The organism is Halomonas sp. C10-5 (assembly GCF_057169305.1).
The window spans coordinates 212,371-227,609 of record NZ_CP175665.1; the positions used below are offsets into that span (position 1 = coordinate 212,371).

Here is a 15,239-nt window from a genome sequence, read left to right on the forward strand (position 1 = left end):
TGCCGAGATAGGCTAGTCGTCAACTGGACCTGAGATCTTTCCCGCCAAGATGACCGATGTCACCAGGAGCGTGTGTCGGACCGAAGAGCCCCTCTCGGTCGGTTTCGTGCTGTTGCACCGCTTCACGCTGCTCCCCTTCGCCGCCTTCGTCGACTGCCTGCGCCTGGCGGCCGATGAGGGGGATCGTAGCCGTCAGGTGCGCTGCCACTGGACCTTCATGAGCAGCGCCGGCGAGTCGGTGCTTTCCAGCAGCGGTGCCGCCATCTCTCCCTGCGAGCGGTTCCGGGATCCCGCCGAGTTCGACTATCTGGTGGTCGTCGGAGGCGTCCAGCACGAGGGTGACCCGCGTGACACCGCGGCCCTGGCCTACCTGCGCCAGGCGGCCGAGGCCGGGGTGACGCTGGTTGGACTGTGCACGGGCGTGTTCGCCCTGATCCAGGCCGGGGTGATGAAGGGGAGGCGCTGCTGCGTTAGCTGGTACCACCATCGCGACATGGCCCAGCGTTTCCCGGCCATCGAGCCGGTGGCCGATCGGCTGTTCATCGATGATGGGGATCGCCTCACCTGTGCCGGCGGCGCGGCAGCGGCCGACCTGGCGGCGTACCTGGTCGAGCGCCACCTCGGCAAGGCCTGGGCCATGAAGAGCGTCAACATCATGCTCCTCGATGAGGCGCGGGCGGGAACCCACCCACAGCCCCAGCCGGTGGTGTTCGGAAAGATCGAGGACCGCCTGGTGCGGCGTGCCATCACCGTGCTCGAGCAGCACCTGGGGGAGGCGATACCAATGGAGGTGCTGGCCGAGCGGGTCGGCACTTCGCGTCGCCACCTGGAGCGCCGCTTCCGAGCGACCCTGGGCGTCGGTCCCCAGAAGTTCGCCAGGGAGCTGCGCCTGCGCTATGGCCTCTGGCTGCTTCACTACACCGGCAAGAGCATCACCGAGATCGGCGAACGCTGCGGTTTCGCCGATACTGCCCACTTCTCGCGCCACTTCCGCAGCACCTTCGGTGCCACGCCGTCGGAAATGCGCAAGCGAGCCGCTTCGCCGGGAAGCGATCCGGTCGACCCCTTCTTCCTGCATATCAGCGACGCCTGATGCCCGCCATATCTGTACGACTAAAGGGTAATTCGGCTCCTTGAAGCACCGATTCGATGCCGTTTCGGTGACTTCGTTCTTGGATCATGTCGCATACGTTCAATTATATCTCGCCTCCATTGGCTATTAATGGCTAGCGGTGGCGGCCGTCGTGATGCCTGCTGCGAGCCGCCGACAAGAATAACCATCCGGAGAAGGCGAGATGATGGACACAACCAAGCCCCGCATCGGGCTGCAATGGGCCCTGCTGCCCATTCTTTTGACTTTTATCGTGCTGGGTATCCAGCTGTTCGTGTTTGATACATTTACCCCACACGTCCCTCTGGTACTGGGCATCGGGTTTGCCGCCCTGGTCGGGCGCTTGAACGGCACCTCCTGGAAGGACATGGAGGAGGGCATGCTGCATGTGGTCAGCGTAGGCCTGCCGGCCATCGGTATCCTGATCCTGGTCGGCATGCTGACCGGCGTGTGGATCGCCAGCGGCACAGTACCCTCGCTGATCTACTTCGGCCTCGAACTGATCAGCCCCCAGTTCTTCCTGGCGGCGGCGGCCCTGCTGTGTGCCGTCGTGTCCGTGTCACTCGGCACCTCCTGGGGGACCGTCGGCACGGTGGGCCTGGCCCTGATGGGGATCGGCGCCGGGTTCGACATCCCGGTCTACTGGACAGCCGGCGCCGTGGTCTCGGGCGCCTTCTTCGGCGACAAGGTCTCCCCGCTGTCGGATACCACCAATCTGGCGCCAGCGGTCACCGGAGTGAATCTCTTCGATCACATTCGCAACCTGGCCCCCACCACCCTGCCCGCCATGCTGATCGCCCTGGTGATCTACCTGCTGGCCGGCTTCAACCTGGTGGGCGACGAGTCGGCTTCCCTCGCCCGGATCGCTTCCATCAACAACGGCTTGTCCGAACACTTCATGCTCTCCTGGTGGACGGTGCTGCCGGTCGTGCTGGTCATCGGCATGGCCGTGATGCGCTTGCCGGCGATTCCGGTGCTGTTTGCCGGCGTCATCCTGGGTGGCCTGGCGGCCATGGGCTTCCAGGGGGCCGAGGTGAAGCACCTCTTCGCCTACGCCTTCTCCGGTTACGAGATCGCGACAGGGGTGGCAGAGATCGACGGGCTGCTCAATCGCGGCGGCATCCAGTCCATGACCTGGGTAATTACCCTGCTGCTGATCGCCCTCTCCTTCGGTGGCGTCCTGGAAAGCACGGGGTCCATGCGGGCGATCCTCGATGCGGTCGTCAAGCGCATCAGGAGCTTCGGTGGCCTGCAGACCTCGGCGATCGGCAGTTCCATGGTGACCAACGTGGTCGCCGGTGACCCCTACCTCTCCATCGCGTTGACGGGGCGCATGTTCGGGCCGGCCTATCGTGGCATGGGCTACTCGATGCTCAACCTGTCCCGTGCCACCGAGGAGGGCGGCACTCTGGTCTCCCCGCTGGTGCCGTGGAATGCCGGCGGCGCCGTGGTCATCACCTCGCTGGGGCTCGGTGTCTATAGCGGAAACCCTGTTGACCTTCTCTACATCCCCCTGGCCTTCGCCTGCTGGCTCTCCCCCCTGATCGGCATCCTCTATGGATGGACCGGATGGTTCTCGCCCCTGGCGAGTGACAAGGAAAAGCAGTCCTGGGCCGAGCAAGGGGAAGAGGTCATGGAGTTCGACTCCTGGGGCAAGCAGAGCGAGCGCTTCAACGCGGACATTTACCGGGTCAACTGAGCGCCTTATCCGGACATTGGGATTTCAAATTTTCCCCATGACAGGCGTACCGATAGATTCCGGTCATGGGGTTTTGAAAAACGAACAATGAGCGACAACAACAGGAGAAACTCATGAATCACGCCTCTCTCACCAGCTACGATTCCCAGGTCGCCGCCGCCATCGCCGACGAGGTGGCCCGCCAGGAGGCCCACGTCGAGCTGATCGCCTCCGAGAACTACGCCAGCCGTGCGGTGATGGAGGCTCAGGGCACCCAGCTCACCAACAAGTATGCCGAAGGCTACCCGGGCAAGCGCTACTACGGCGGCTGCGAACACGTCGACGTGGTGGAGCAACTGGCCATCGACCGCGCCTGCGACCTGTTCGGTGCCGACTACGCCAACGTCCAGCCCCACTCCGGCGCCCAGGCCAACGCCGCGGCCTTCATGGCCCTGGTCAAGCCCGGCGATACCGTGCTGGGCATGAGCCTGGCCCACGGTGGCCACCTGACCCATGGGGCGGCGCCGAACTTCTCCGGCAAGCACTACCACGCCGTGCAGTACGGCCTGAACCCGGAGACCGGCGAGATCGACTACGCCGAGGTCGAGCGTCTGGCGAAGAGCCACAAGCCGAAGATGATCATCGCCGGCTTCTCCGCCTATGCCCGCGTCGTCGACTGGCGTCGTTTCCGCACCATCGCCGACGAGGTAGGCGCCTGGCTGATGGTCGACATGGCCCACGTGGCAGGCCTGGTCGCCGCCGGCCACTACCCGAGCCCGCTGCCCCACGCCCATGTGGTCACCACCACCACCCACAAGACCCTGCGTGGCCCGCGCGGCGGCCTGATCCTCTCCGCCACCGGCGATGCCGATCTCTACAAGAAGCTCAACGGCGCGGTCTTCCCCGGTCAGCAGGGCGGCCCGCTGATGCATGTCATCGCCGCCAAGGCGGTGGCCTTCAAGGAGGCCATGAGCCAGGAGTTCGTGCAGTACCAGCGGTGTGTCATCGACAACGCCCGCGCCATGGCCGATGTCTTCCTGGAGCGTGGCTATGACGTCGTCTCCGGCGGCACCGACGACCATCTCTTCCTGGTCTCGCTGATCAAGCAGGGAGTCACCGGCAAGGACGCAGATGCAGCACTCGGCCGCGCCCATATCACCGTCAACAAGAACGCCGTGCCCAACGACCCGCAGAGCCCCTTCGTCACCTCTGGGTTGCGTATCGGCACCCCGGCGGTCACCACCCGCGGCTTCGACGAGAGCGAGTGCGGCGACCTGGCGGGCTGGATCTGCGACATCCTCGATGTGCTGGCCGAGCAGGGCAATACCGACGCCGTGGAGGCCGAGGTGCGCGAGAAGGTCGCCGCCCTCTGCGAGCGCCATCCGGTCTACGGCGATGCCGCCCCGGCTGCGGTACGCGAAACCGCTACCGCCTGAACCCGTAAAGGATCGGCTTCGCCAGGCGGGGCCGGCCGAGGAGGAACAAGATGCAACGCTATTCAGGCTTCGGGCTGGCGAAACATGCGCTCAGCCACCACGAGAACTGGCAGCGCCAGTGGCGCAACCCCACCCCCAAGAAGCAGTACGACGTGATCGTCGTCGGCGGCGGCGGCCACGGCCTGGCCACCGCCTACTATCTGGCCAAGAACCACGGCATCACCAACGTGGCAGTGCTGGAGAAGGGCTGGCTGGGGGGCGGCAATACCGCGCGCAACACCACCATCGTGCGCTCCAACTATCTGTGGGACGAGGCGGCACGTCTCTATGACCACTCGCTGGATCTGTGGAAGGGGCTGTCCCAGGACCTCAACTACAACGTGATGTTCTCCCAGCGTGGCGTTATGAACCTGGGGCACACCCTGCAGGACATGCGTGACATCCAGCGTCGAGTGCATGCCAACCGGCTGAACGGTGTCGACAGTGAGGTGATCTACCCCGACCAGATCAAGGAGATCGTGCCGGTCATCGACACCTCCAAGCGTGCCCGCTATCCGATCCTTGGGGCCTCCTGGCAGAAGAGTGCCGGCGTCGCGCGCCACGATGCGGTGGCCTGGGGCTACGCCCGGGCGGCGGACGCCCTGGGGGTGGATATCCTGCAGAATACCGAGGTCACCGGCTTCAAGATTCGCGATGGCCAGGTGTATGGCGTGCATACCAATCGCGGCGATATCGAATCCAAGACCATCGGCTGTGTCACGGCGGGCAACTCCGGCGTGGTGGCCAAGATGGCTGGCCTCACGCTACCGCTGGAGTCGCATCCGCTGCAGGCGCTGGTCTCCGAGCCGCTCAAGCCGGTGCTCGATACCGTGGTGATGTCCAACCACGTGCATGGCTATATCAGCCAGACCGACAAGGGTGACCTGGTCATCGGCGCCGGTATCGACGGTTACCTGGGCTACGGCCAGCGCGGCAGCTACTCCACCGTGGAGCACACCCTGCAGGCCATCGTCGAGATGTTCCCGATCTTCTCGCGGGTGCGCATGAACCGTCAGTGGGGCGGCATCGTCGACACCTGTGCGGATGCCTGTCCGATCCTCTCCAAGACCAAGGTCAAGGGGCTGTTCTTCAACTGCGGCTGGGGCACCGGTGGCTTCAAGGCGACACCCGGCTCCGGGCATGTGTTCGCGGCGAGCCTCGCCAAGGGCGAGATGCACCCCATCGCTGCGCCGTTCTCCATCGACCGCTTCAACACCGGCGCCCTGATCGATGAACATGGCGCCGCCGGCGTCGCGCACTAAGGAGAAATACGATGTTCTATATCCATTGCCCTTATTGCGACGAATACCGCGATGAAGAGGAGTTCCACCCCAAGGGCCAGGCGCATATCGCCCGTCCCGAGGACCCCGAGTCCTGCACCGATGAGCAGTGGGGTGCTTACCTGTTCTTCCGTGACAACCCGCGGGGTATCCACCATGAGCTGTGGGTGCACGCGATCGGCTGCCGCAAGTTTTTCAACATCACCCGCAACTCGGCGAGCTACGAGATCCTCGAGACCTACCGAATGGGTGAGCAGCCTCGCTTCAGCGCCGAGCACCCCGAGGGCAAGCCAGCCGAGCGGGGGGCTACCGTGAGCGTCGCCGACGAGGCGGGAATGGTCGCAGGTCAGGAAGGAGTCAAGGCATGAGTCAGGTCAATCGTCTTCGCGAGGGTGCACGCATCGATCGCTCCCGTACCCTGAGCTTCACCTTCAACGGCAAGCGTTATCAGGGGCATGCCGGCGATACCCTGGCCTCGGCACTGCTGGCCAACGGGGTAGATGTCGTCAACCGCAGCTTCAAGTACTCGCGGCCCCGGGGCATCGTCGCCGCCGGTGCCGAGGAGCCCAATGCGCTGGTCCAGCTGGGCAGCACCGAGGCGGCCCAGGTGCCCAACGTGCGTGCCACCCAGCAGGCGCTGTTCGAGGGCCTCACGGCGCAGAGCACCAACGGCTGGCCGAACGTGCAGCGTGATGTCATGAGCCTGGTCGGCAAGCTGGGCGGGCGCTTCATGCCGCCGGGTTTCTACTACAAGACCTTCATGGCTCCGGCCTCCATGTGGATGACCTACGAGAAGTACATCCGCAAGGGAGCGGGTCTGGGTCGCAGCCCGATGGAAAACGATCCCGATAGCTACGACCACCTCAACCAGCATTGCGACCTGTTGGTAGTCGGCGCCGGCCCCACTGGTCTGGCCGCCGCGCTGACCGCCGCCCGGGCCGGTGCCCGAGTGATCCTGTGCGATGAGCAGGAGGAGATGGGGGGCTCGCTGCTTGACAGCCGCGAGCTGCTCGACGACCGGCCTGCCGCCCAGTGGGCCGAGCAGGTGATCAGCGAGCTGGCCGAGAACGACAATGTCACCCTGCTGCCGCGCACCACGGCCAATGGCTACCATGACCATCACTTCGTGACCCTGCATGAGCGGCGCACCGAGCACCTCGGCGAAACGGCGCCTACCATTGACGGCGTCCGTCCTACTCGCTCGCGCATGCACCGCGTGCGTGCCGGCCAGGTGCTGCTCGCCACCGGCGCCCATGAGCGTCCGTTGGTCTATGGCAACAATGATGTGCCGGGCAATCTGGTGGCAGGTGCGGTCTCCACCTATATCCGCCGCTACGGGGTGGTGCCGGGCAACAAGCTGGTGCTCTCCGTCAGCAACGACCACGCCTACCGCGCCGCCCTGGACTGGGATGAGGCCGGCCGCGAGGTGGTGGCCATCGTCGATGCGCGCCGCAACCCGGATGGCGAGCTGGTCGAGCAGGCTCGCGCCCGCGGCATTCGCATCATCGAAGGCGCGGCGGTGCTCGAGGCCAAGGGCGACAAGCGCGTCAGCGGCGCCCGTGTGGCGACCATCGATGCCGCGGCCTTCAAGGTCACCGGTCAGGCCGAGCTCCTGGAGTGCGACACCATCGCCAGCTCTGGCGGCTACAGCCCGGTGATCCACCTGGCCTCTCACACCGGCGCACGACCCACCTGGGACGATGAGATCCTCGGTTTCGTGCCCAGCCTGGTGAAGGGGGTGCACGCCGCCGGCAGCGCGCGTGGCGTGCATGACCTGGCCGGAGGCCTGGCCGATGGAGCGGCCAAGGCGAGCGAGGCCCTTGCCGCGCTGGGCAAGTCCGCCAGTGCCATCGAGCCGCCCCGGGCCGATGCCATCCGCGAAGGCCAGGCCTGTGCCCTCTATCAGGTGCCCCACGAGAAGCCGACCCTGCGTGCGCCCAAGCAGTTCGTCGACATGCAGAACGACGTCACCGCGGCGGCCATCGAACTGGCCACTCGCGAGGGCTTCGAGTCCATCGAGCACGTCAAGCGCTACACCGCCATGGGCTTCGGCACCGACCAGGGCAAGCTCGGCAACATCAACGGCATGGCCATCGCCGCGCGCTGTCTCGGCAAGTCGATTCCCGAGGTGGGCACCACGGTGTTCCGGCCCAACTATACGCCGGTCACCTTCGGCGCCATCGTCGGTCGCCATTGCCGCGAGCTGTTCGACCCCGAGCGCTACACCGCGCTGCACCAGTGGCATGTCGAGAACGGCGCCGAGTTCGAGGATGTCGGCCAGTGGAAGCGTCCCTGGTACTTCCCGCGCAAGGTCAACGGCAAGCTGGAGACCATGGACGAGGCGGTGGCCCGCGAGAGCCTGGCGGTGCGTACCGGCGTCGGCATCCTCGATGCCTCCACCCTGGGCAAGATCGATATCCAGGGACCGGACGCCCGGGAGTTCCTCGGTCGTGTCTACACCAACAAGTGGGCCAAGCTGGCGCCGGGCCGGGTGCGTTACGGCCTGATGTGCAAGGACGACGGCATGCTGATGGACGACGGCACCACCAGCTGCCTGGGCGAGAACCACTTCCTGATGACCACCACCACCGGTGGGGCCGCCGGCGTGATGGAGTGGCTGGAGCTGTGGCACCAGACTGAGTGGCCGGAGCTGCAGGTGTACTTCACCTCGGTCACCGATCACTGGGCGACCATGACCGTGACCGGCCCGGATGCGCGCAAGCTGCTGTCCGAGATCACCGATATGGATCTCGACAAGGAGCAGTTCAAGTTTATGGACTGGCGCAACGGCAAGGTGGCCGATGTCCCGGCGCGGGTGTTCCGCATCTCCTTCACCGGGGAGCTGGCCTACGAGATCAACGTCCAGGCCAACTACGCCATGCACGTCTGGAAGACCCTGTTCGAGCACGGCAAGAAGTATGACCTGACGCCCTACGGCACCGAGACCATGCACGTGCTGCGTGCCGAGAAGGGGCTGATCATCGCCGGTCAGGATACCGACGGCTCGGTGACCCCCGAGGACCTGGGCATGTTCTGGGCGATCGGCTACGACAAGCCGTTCTCCTGGATCGGCAAGCGCGCCCTGACGCGTCCGGATACGGCGCGCAAGGACCGCAAGCAGTTCGTGGGGCTCAAGCCCGTCGACCCGGAGGTGGTGCTGGAAGAGGGCGCCCATATCGTCGTCGACAAGGACCAGCCCATCCCCATGGACATGCTGGGTCACGTGACCTCGAGCTATTACAGCCCGAACCTGGAGAGCGGCTTTGCCCTGGCAGTGATCAAGGGCGGCCGCGACCGCATGGGCGAGAAGCTCTATGTGCCGATGCCGGGAGGTCAGGCCCATGAGGTCGAGGTCGTCAGCCCCGTATTCATCGATCCCAAGGGAGAGCGTCAGCATGTCTGATATCACTTACGGCAAGGTTGCGACCTTCAACACCCATCCGGACACCTCGATTCCCATGGAGTCACCGCTGTCCGTGGCGTTCAACACGGGCAGCGTGCCTGCCGCGACATCCGGCAGCCGGGTCCTGTTCAAGGAGCAGGCCTTCCTGGGCCATCTGATCCTGCGTGGTGGTGCCATCGTCCTCGACGAAGCCGTGCGCAAGGTGCTGGGCATCAGCCTGCCCGGCCAGCCCCTGGGGCTGGCACTGGATGCCAGCGGCGAGCGCAGCGTTCAGTGGCTGTCGCCGGATGAGTGGCTGGTGATCGTGCCCGGTGGCGAGGAGCTCGACGTCGAGCAGCGGCTGCGCGACGCCCTGGGCGATGCCCACTATGCCATCGTCGATGTCAGTGGCGGCCAGACCCTGGTCGAGCTCTCGGGTGAGAAGGCACGGGAGCTCCTGATGAAGTCGACACCCTATGACGTTCACCCGGAGGCCTTCCCGGTGGGCAAGGGAGTGACCACGGTGTTCGCCAAGGCCAACCTGATCCTGCGTCGGCCGACCGAGGAGCGCTGGGAGCTGGTACTGCGCCGAAGCTTCGCCGATTACCTCTATCGCTGGATCCTGGATGCCGGTGCCGAGTACGCCATCGGCGTGGAAGAGTGACAGCTGTTGCTTGTTAGAAGAGAGAGGGCCGGCATCTGCCGGCCCCTTTCGGGAGAGATGAGATGAAAGACAACAACAATCGCTGGATCCTGGCGGCCCAGTGCCCGAGCCGGCTGGGCACCGTGGACGTGGTGACGCGTTTCCTCAAGGAGAGCCGCTGCTACATCACCGAGCAGCACTCCTTCGATGACCGGCTGAGCGAGCGCTTCTTTATCCGCACCGAGTTTCGTCCCGAGGAGGCGGATTTCGATGCTGAGGCCTTCCAGGCCGAGTTCGCCGCCCGCGCCGCCGAGTTCGGGATGACCTTCGAGCTCACCGCCCCCGGCACGCGCATGCCGGTGGTGATCATGGTCTCCAAGGCGGATCACTGCCTGAATGACCTGCTTTACCGCTATCGCATCGGCCAGCTGCCCATCGAGATACGCGCCATCGTCTCCAACCACCCGGACCTAGCCGACCTGGCGGAGTGGCACGGCATTCCCTATCACCACTTTCCGATCACCCCCGAGACCAAGCCCGAGCAGGAGGCGCAGGTGTGGCAGGTGGTTCAGGAGAGCGGCGCCGAACTGGTCATCCTGGCCCGCTACATGCAGGTGCTCTCCAGCGACATGTGCGAGAAGCTCAGCGGCCGCGCGATCAATATCCACCACTCCCTGCTGCCCGGCTTCAAGGGTGCCAGGCCCTACCACCAGGCCTACGAGAAGGGGGTCAAGCTGGTCGGCGCCACTGCCCACTACATCAACGATGACCTGGACGAGGGGCCGATCATCACCCAGGGCGTGGAGCCGGTGAGCCACGCCGACTACCCGGAGGACCTGGTGGCCAAGGGGCGTGACGTCGAGTGCCTCACCCTGGCCCGAGCGGTGGCCCTGCACGTGGAGCGCCGTGTCTTCCTGCACGCCAAGCGCACCGTGGTCTTCGATCGATAGGCACCGTCAGGCGCCTCTCGATGAATCCAACAACAAGGTCATAGCATCATGCCAATCAGCGTCTTCGATCTGTTCAAGGTCGGCGTCGGGCCGTCCAGTTCCCACACCGTGGGTCCGATGCAGGCCGCCTGCAACTTCGTCGCCGAGCTCGAGGCCAGGGAGCTGACCGAGCACGTCACGCGTCTCGAGGTCGAACTCTACGGCTCGCTTTCCGCCACCGGCATCGGCCATGGTACCGACCACGCGGTGATCATGGGGCTGATGGGCGAGCGTCCCGATCGCATCGATCCCGATGTCATCGCCCCGCGCATCGACGAGCTCAAGACTTCGGACACGTTGCGTCTGGCCGGCCGCCACCGCGTGCCCTTCGTCTGGGCGCGGGACATGCGCCTGCTCGAGGAGAGCCTGCCGCGCCACCCCAACGCCATGCGCCTGATTGCCCACGGTGACGCCGGCGAGCTATATCGCAACACCTACTACTCGGTGGGTGGCGGCTTCGTGATCGACGAGGCACAGTCTGCCGAGGGGGTGCTGGACACCGACCATACCGAGATCCCCTACGACTTCCAGACCGGCGACGAGATGCTGCGCATGTGTCGCGAGAGCGGGCTGCGGATCAGCGAGCTGATGCTGGCGAACGAGAAGGCGTGGCGCAGCGAGGAAGAGATCCGCACCGGGCTTTGCGAGATCTGGCAGGCCATGAAGGCTTGTGTGGAGAAAGGGCTTGAGGCCGAGGGGGTGCTGCCCGGCGGGCTCAATGTCCGCCGTCGCGCCCGCTCGCTGCATCAACGCCTGCTGGACAGCAGCGACGACGACTCGCTGATCGCTACCACCATGTCGGCCATGGACTGGGTCAACCTCTACGCCCTGGCGGTCAACGAGGAGAACGCCGCCGGCGGGCGCATGGTCACCGCCCCCACCAACGGCGCGGCCGGCATCATTCCGGCGGTACTGCACTACTACATGCACTTCCGCAAGGGCGCCAGCGAGCGCGACGTGGTGGACTTCCTGCTCGCCGCCGGTGCCGTGGGCATCCTGTGCAAGAAGAACGCCTCCATCTCCGGCGCCGAGGTGGGCTGCCAGGGCGAGGTGGGCTCCGCCTGCGCCATGGCCGCCGCCGGTCTCACCGAGGTGATGGGCGGCAGTATCGATCAGGTGGAGAACGCCGCCGAGATCGGCCTGGAGCACAACCTGGGCCTGACCTGCGACCCGGTAGGCGGCCTCGTCCAGGTGCCGTGCATCGAGCGCAACGCCATCGCCTCGGTGAAGGCGATCAACGCCGCCCAGATGGCCCTGCGCGGCGATGGCCAGCACTTCATATCGCTGGACAAGGTGATCCGCACCATGCGCGACACCGGCGCCGACATGCAGGAGAAGTACAAGGAGACTTCTAAGGGTGGCCTCGCCGTCAGCGGGATCGAGTGTTAACGGCCTCTCTAATGACGCCTCATCCCATCTTTCCGGGAAACGCGACGCGGAACTTCTGTAACAAATAATCCGTGTCGCGGTACCTGAAGGTCATCATGCGCGATGGGTTCAGCCTTTCTGTATCTACCGGGATGTCCAGGAAGTTGCGGTTATTTCCTGGACTCAGGGCCCTGAGGAAGTTCTCGCTGCTGGTTGAATTCACGCTGCCATCGAGCCATGAAGGCATCGCGGCGCTGAGGGTCAACGAAGGCGAGCAGAGACGCGTTCAGCGTGATGGGGTAAAGCCTGTCACCCACTTGGTCGCGCAAGCGCTGGGCTGTATACGGTCCGATGATATCAGGATGGACGCTAAATAAAGGTGTTTTTCCAGCTAGTACATGTTGGCCGTCTCGGCTGAGAAGGAAGTTCATGAACTTTTCAGCTGCCTCAGGGTTAGGGGCATCTCGATGAATAAACCCTGTGCGCATCACTACCAAGGCATAGTCCTGAGGGACCTGTACAATAATCTCGGGGTGCTGCTGTGCCCATACCATGGCGTAGGAGCCGAGAAGATTATAGCCTAACCAATAATCGCCGCGAGTTAGGCCTTCGAGCATTGATTGCGTATCAAGTTCAAGAGTCGCTTCTGCATTCCCCAGTGCCTTAACCAAGTCCCAGAATTTTGCCGTATAACGAGCATCCTGCTGGAAGAGGGTGTAGCCTATGCCACTTTCGGAAGGCGAGTAGGTGGTAACTTTTCCTTTCAGACTTTCTTGCTGACTCCTCAGCAAGGTGTGCAGGTCGGCATGTGTTTGGGGCGGTAGCATGTAGCTTGCTAGATCCAGCCTATACGCCATTACGATGGGCTCGAAAGTGAACCCGAAGATTTCATTTCGCCACTTTGCCCATTCAGGCCACTGTGCTGCCGGTTGGGAGTCAATGCGCCTGGCATATCCCTCGTTGACGCGGTTCATCTGCCACGGCATGGCGGAGCTGATGACGATATCTGGTGCTTGGCTGGAGGTCTCAACCAACAAGTCGACTTCGAGTGTTGTTCGGTCGTGGTAGGTCAGTTCGATCTCCGGGTGGGCCTTCTCGAACGCCGCCAGAAGAGGTGCTACTACTTGCCGGTCCAAGGCAGCCTCCACAACGAGTTGTGTAGCTGCCATCCCCTTGGTAGACGTGAGGCTAACGAATAATAGCCCCGTCAATACCCACGAACGTAACATCAGCATTTCTCTTCATGGAGAGGAAAGTGCAACTCAATCCGTAAGCCATGCGGCAGCCTTTCCCTGGCATGCAATTCGGCATCGTGGCGCTTCGCGATGGAATCCACGATGGCCAGCCCAAGGCCAGACCCTTCCGTGTCCTGGCGACCTACACGCTCGAACGGTTGAAATAGCCGGCTCAGTCCCTCGGGATCGACTCCGGGCCCATCATCCTCGATGAAAAGCATGCAATGGTCGCTGCATGACTCGACTCCCAGTGTGATCTCGCTGCCGGCGGGGGTATAGCGAATGGCATTGTCGATCAGGTTGCCCAACAGTTCTCGCAATCCCCATGGCTCGCCCCTGATTGTCATGGGAGTAGAAGGAAGCGCTGAAAGTCCCAGGTCATGATCTATAGCCACTTCGCGGCCTGCCCACTCCAGCACTGTGCTACGTAGCAGCTCCTTGAGGTCGAGTGGTACCAGTGCCTCGGTATCTTCGATGTGGCGTAGTCGCGCAAGGCTCAGCAGCTGGCCAGCAAGGCGGCTGGTACGCTGTGTGCCTCCATGCACTTCTTCTAGAGCCTGGTACCATACGTCAGGACTCCGGCTTTTTAGCGCCAGTTCGCTGGTGCTCTGCAAGCCCGCCAGCGGCGTCTTGAGCTGATGGCTGGCATCTGCCGTGAAACGCAACAGGGTGTCGCGGCTCTCGCGTTGACGGGCAAAGAGGGTGTCGAGCGCCTCGGCCATCTCGCGCATCTCTTCCGGGACCCGGGTGTCGAGGGGGCGGATATCATCTGCCTGGCGCCGCCTGAGCTGATGACGTAGTTGGCGCATCGGCGTAAGTGCCACCCGCATTGCCAAGACCATCAGGGTGGCAGCAAGAAGTACCATGGCCAAGAAGCGGATGACGGCTCGATCGAATAGCTCGCTGGCCAGTGCCTTCCGCCCACGCAGCGTATGGCCAACCCAGATCTGCACCGGACTCTGGATCTCCCATCCGGCTGAGTCGTATTCCTGTCCGTGTAGCCGCCACTCGGTATCCTTATGAACAAGGTCCAGCCAGGTAGGAGCCAACGCGGCAGCCTGACGACTTGTGTGAGGGAGATCAATATCAAGGTTGGTCGAGAGCCGGTCTCCGTTGTGGTCGAGGACGGTGTAGAAGACGCGCTCCTGGTGCTGAGTGGCAAGTATCTGTAGGGCTGCCGCAGGTATCTCGACGACCGGATCGGCACCTTCCCACTGTACGGCCTCTGCGATCGTCAGTGCTGCCGCTTCCAACTGACTGTCATATGCCCTCTGTGCAGCACGCTGGGTAGCGAAGTAGGCCTCGATCATCAGCAGCGTGCCGAGGATGGATACCATTACCAGCAGCAAGATAGCCAGGCGCACCTTCAGTGAGCCATCTATGTGAATCAACTTGGTTCTTCCTCGAGGCGATAGCCGAGGCCTCGGAACGTGCGGATTCGTAATCCACTCCCCTGAAGGCGTTTGCGTAACCGGCTGACGTAGACTTCAAGTGCGTTGGATCCGACCTCACCGAAGCCGAAGACTCGGCTCTCAAGCATTTCTCGCGGTGCGATATTGCCGCCATTAAGAATGAGCCCTTCGAGCAACCGGAGTTCACGTCGGGGCAGCTCGAGGGGGTTACCCTCAAGCGTGACGCTGCCAACGCTGGAGTCGAGGCATAGCGCCCCGAACCGCAGGTGATTATCGCTGCGCTGCTGGCTGCGCCTGAGCAAGGCGCGGACACGCGCCTCCAGCTCGGCGATGGAGAAAGGCTTGGCGAGATAGTCGTCCGCGCCAAGGTCGAGTCCTCGCACGCGATCTTCGATGCCGTCACGTGCCGTGAGGATCAGCACAGGTGTCTTGTCGCCTCGATCTCGCAGTTCTGCCAATAGATCCAGCCCATCCCCGTCAGGCAGCCCCAGATCCAGCAGGACAAGATCGAAGCGGTCATTTTGAAGTGCGGTGCGGGCCTGGCTTGCCAATGAGAAGGTGTCGACCGTGTTGCCCAAGGCCGTCAGGGCGCTGTTCAGAGAGCGCGCAATCATCGGGTCGTCTTCGGCGATCAGCAAGCGCATGCGACTAAAGTCTCGGAATATG

At 63.7% G+C, this 15,239-nt stretch carries 12 protein-coding genes; 9 read left to right on the top strand and 3 right to left on the bottom strand.

Annotated elements, in window-relative coordinates; all coding sequences use genetic code 11:
- The first annotated feature begins 49 nt into the window (after positions 1-49).
- The 9 genes from ACJ7IV_RS01010 (at position 50) to ACJ7IV_RS01050 (ending at position 11,947) form a co-directional block, all read left to right on the top strand.
- Entirely contained in the window at positions 50-1,093 is a 1,044-nt protein-coding gene (locus ACJ7IV_RS01010; protein WP_483865401.1) for a GlxA family transcriptional regulator, read from the top strand.
- A 202-nt stretch (positions 1,094-1,295) separates the two neighbouring features.
- A complete protein-coding gene (nhaC, locus tag ACJ7IV_RS01015; protein ID WP_232911822.1) occupies positions 1,296-2,810 on the top strand; it encodes a Na+/H+ antiporter NhaC in 1,515 nt (504 codons plus the stop codon).
- A 113-nt stretch (positions 2,811-2,923) separates the two neighbouring features.
- Positions 2,924-4,225: a serine hydroxymethyltransferase gene (gene glyA, locus ACJ7IV_RS01020; RefSeq protein ID WP_232911821.1), complete on the top strand. Its 1,302-nt coding sequence runs from the start codon at positions 2,924-2,926 to the stop codon at positions 4,223-4,225.
- Positions 4,226-4,275: 50 nt separating this feature from the next.
- Positions 4,276-5,526, top strand: coding sequence for a sarcosine oxidase subunit beta family protein (locus ACJ7IV_RS01025; protein WP_232911820.1), 1,251 nt, complete (start codon positions 4,276-4,278; stop codon positions 5,524-5,526).
- Between the two features lie 11 nt (positions 5,527-5,537).
- Positions 5,538-5,912: a sarcosine oxidase subunit delta gene (locus ACJ7IV_RS01030; protein WP_483865402.1), complete on the top strand. Its 375-nt coding sequence runs from the start codon at positions 5,538-5,540 to the stop codon at positions 5,910-5,912.
- The gene (locus ACJ7IV_RS01035; protein WP_483865403.1) at positions 5,909-8,947 is read left to right on the top strand and encodes a sarcosine oxidase subunit alpha family protein; all 3,039 of its coding nucleotides are present in this window, start codon (positions 5,909-5,911) and stop codon (positions 8,945-8,947) included. Before ACJ7IV_RS01030 ends, ACJ7IV_RS01035 begins: the two co-directional genes overlap by 4 nt.
- Complete coding sequence (locus tag ACJ7IV_RS01040; RefSeq protein WP_483865404.1) at positions 8,940-9,590, top strand: sarcosine oxidase subunit gamma; 651 nt, start codon at positions 8,940-8,942, stop codon at positions 9,588-9,590. Before ACJ7IV_RS01035 ends, ACJ7IV_RS01040 begins: the two co-directional genes overlap by 8 nt.
- 62 nt (positions 9,591-9,652) lie before the next feature.
- A complete protein-coding gene (purU, locus tag ACJ7IV_RS01045) occupies positions 9,653-10,519 on the top strand; it encodes a formyltetrahydrofolate deformylase (protein ID WP_483865405.1) in 867 nt (288 codons plus the stop codon).
- Positions 10,520-10,567: 48 nt separating this feature from the next.
- Positions 10,568-11,947 (top strand): L-serine ammonia-lyase, encoded by a 1,380-nt coding sequence (locus ACJ7IV_RS01050; protein ID WP_483865406.1) that lies wholly within the window; start codon positions 10,568-10,570, stop codon positions 11,945-11,947.
- 149 nt (positions 11,948-12,096) lie between these two features.
- On the opposite strand, the gene ACJ7IV_RS01055 is transcribed toward ACJ7IV_RS01050, so the two are convergent.
- The 3 genes from ACJ7IV_RS01055 to ACJ7IV_RS01065 form a co-directional block, all read right to left on the bottom strand.
- On the bottom strand, positions 12,097-13,062 hold the full coding sequence (locus tag ACJ7IV_RS01055; protein ID WP_483865407.1) for an ABC transporter substrate-binding protein: 966 nt from the start codon (positions 13,060-13,062) through the stop codon (positions 12,097-12,099).
- A 92-nt stretch (positions 13,063-13,154) separates the two neighbouring features.
- The gene (locus tag ACJ7IV_RS01060) at positions 13,155-14,552 is read right to left on the bottom strand and encodes a sensor histidine kinase (protein WP_483865408.1); all 1,398 of its coding nucleotides are present in this window, start codon (positions 14,550-14,552) and stop codon (positions 13,155-13,157) included.
- Positions 14,549-15,217 carry a response regulator gene (locus ACJ7IV_RS01065; protein WP_483865409.1) on the bottom strand — a complete coding sequence of 223 codons (669 nt, stop codon included), beginning with the start codon at positions 15,215-15,217 and terminating at the stop codon, positions 14,549-14,551. Before ACJ7IV_RS01065 ends, ACJ7IV_RS01060 begins: the two co-directional genes overlap by 4 nt.
- Positions 15,218-15,239 lie beyond the last annotated feature (22 nt).

Bases quoted from the DNA above. Each gene is read 5' to 3' on its own strand.
- ACJ7IV_RS01010 (WP_483865401.1), top strand. From the start codon at position 50: ATGACCGATGTCACCAGGAGCGTGTGTCGGACCGAAGAGCCCCTCTCG.
- ACJ7IV_RS01030 (WP_483865402.1), top strand. From the start codon at position 5,538: ATGTTCTATATCCATTGCCCTTATTGCGACGAATACCGCGATGAAGAG.
- purU (WP_483865405.1), top strand. From the start codon at position 9,653: ATGAAAGACAACAACAATCGCTGGATCCTGGCGGCCCAGTGCCCGAGC.
- nhaC (WP_232911822.1), top strand. From the start codon at position 1,296: ATGATGGACACAACCAAGCCCCGCATCGGGCTGCAATGGGCCCTGCTG.
- ACJ7IV_RS01040 (WP_483865404.1), top strand. From the start codon at position 8,940: ATGTCTGATATCACTTACGGCAAGGTTGCGACCTTCAACACCCATCCG.
- ACJ7IV_RS01025 (WP_232911820.1), top strand. From the start codon at position 4,276: ATGCAACGCTATTCAGGCTTCGGGCTGGCGAAACATGCGCTCAGCCAC.
- ACJ7IV_RS01050 (WP_483865406.1), top strand. From the start codon at position 10,568: ATGCCAATCAGCGTCTTCGATCTGTTCAAGGTCGGCGTCGGGCCGTCC.
- ACJ7IV_RS01035 (WP_483865403.1), top strand. From the start codon at position 5,909: ATGAGTCAGGTCAATCGTCTTCGCGAGGGTGCACGCATCGATCGCTCC.
- ACJ7IV_RS01065 (WP_483865409.1), bottom strand. From the start codon at position 15,217: ATGCGCTTGCTGATCGCCGAAGACGACCCGATGATTGCGCGCTCTCTG.
- glyA (WP_232911821.1), top strand. From the start codon at position 2,924: ATGAATCACGCCTCTCTCACCAGCTACGATTCCCAGGTCGCCGCCGCC.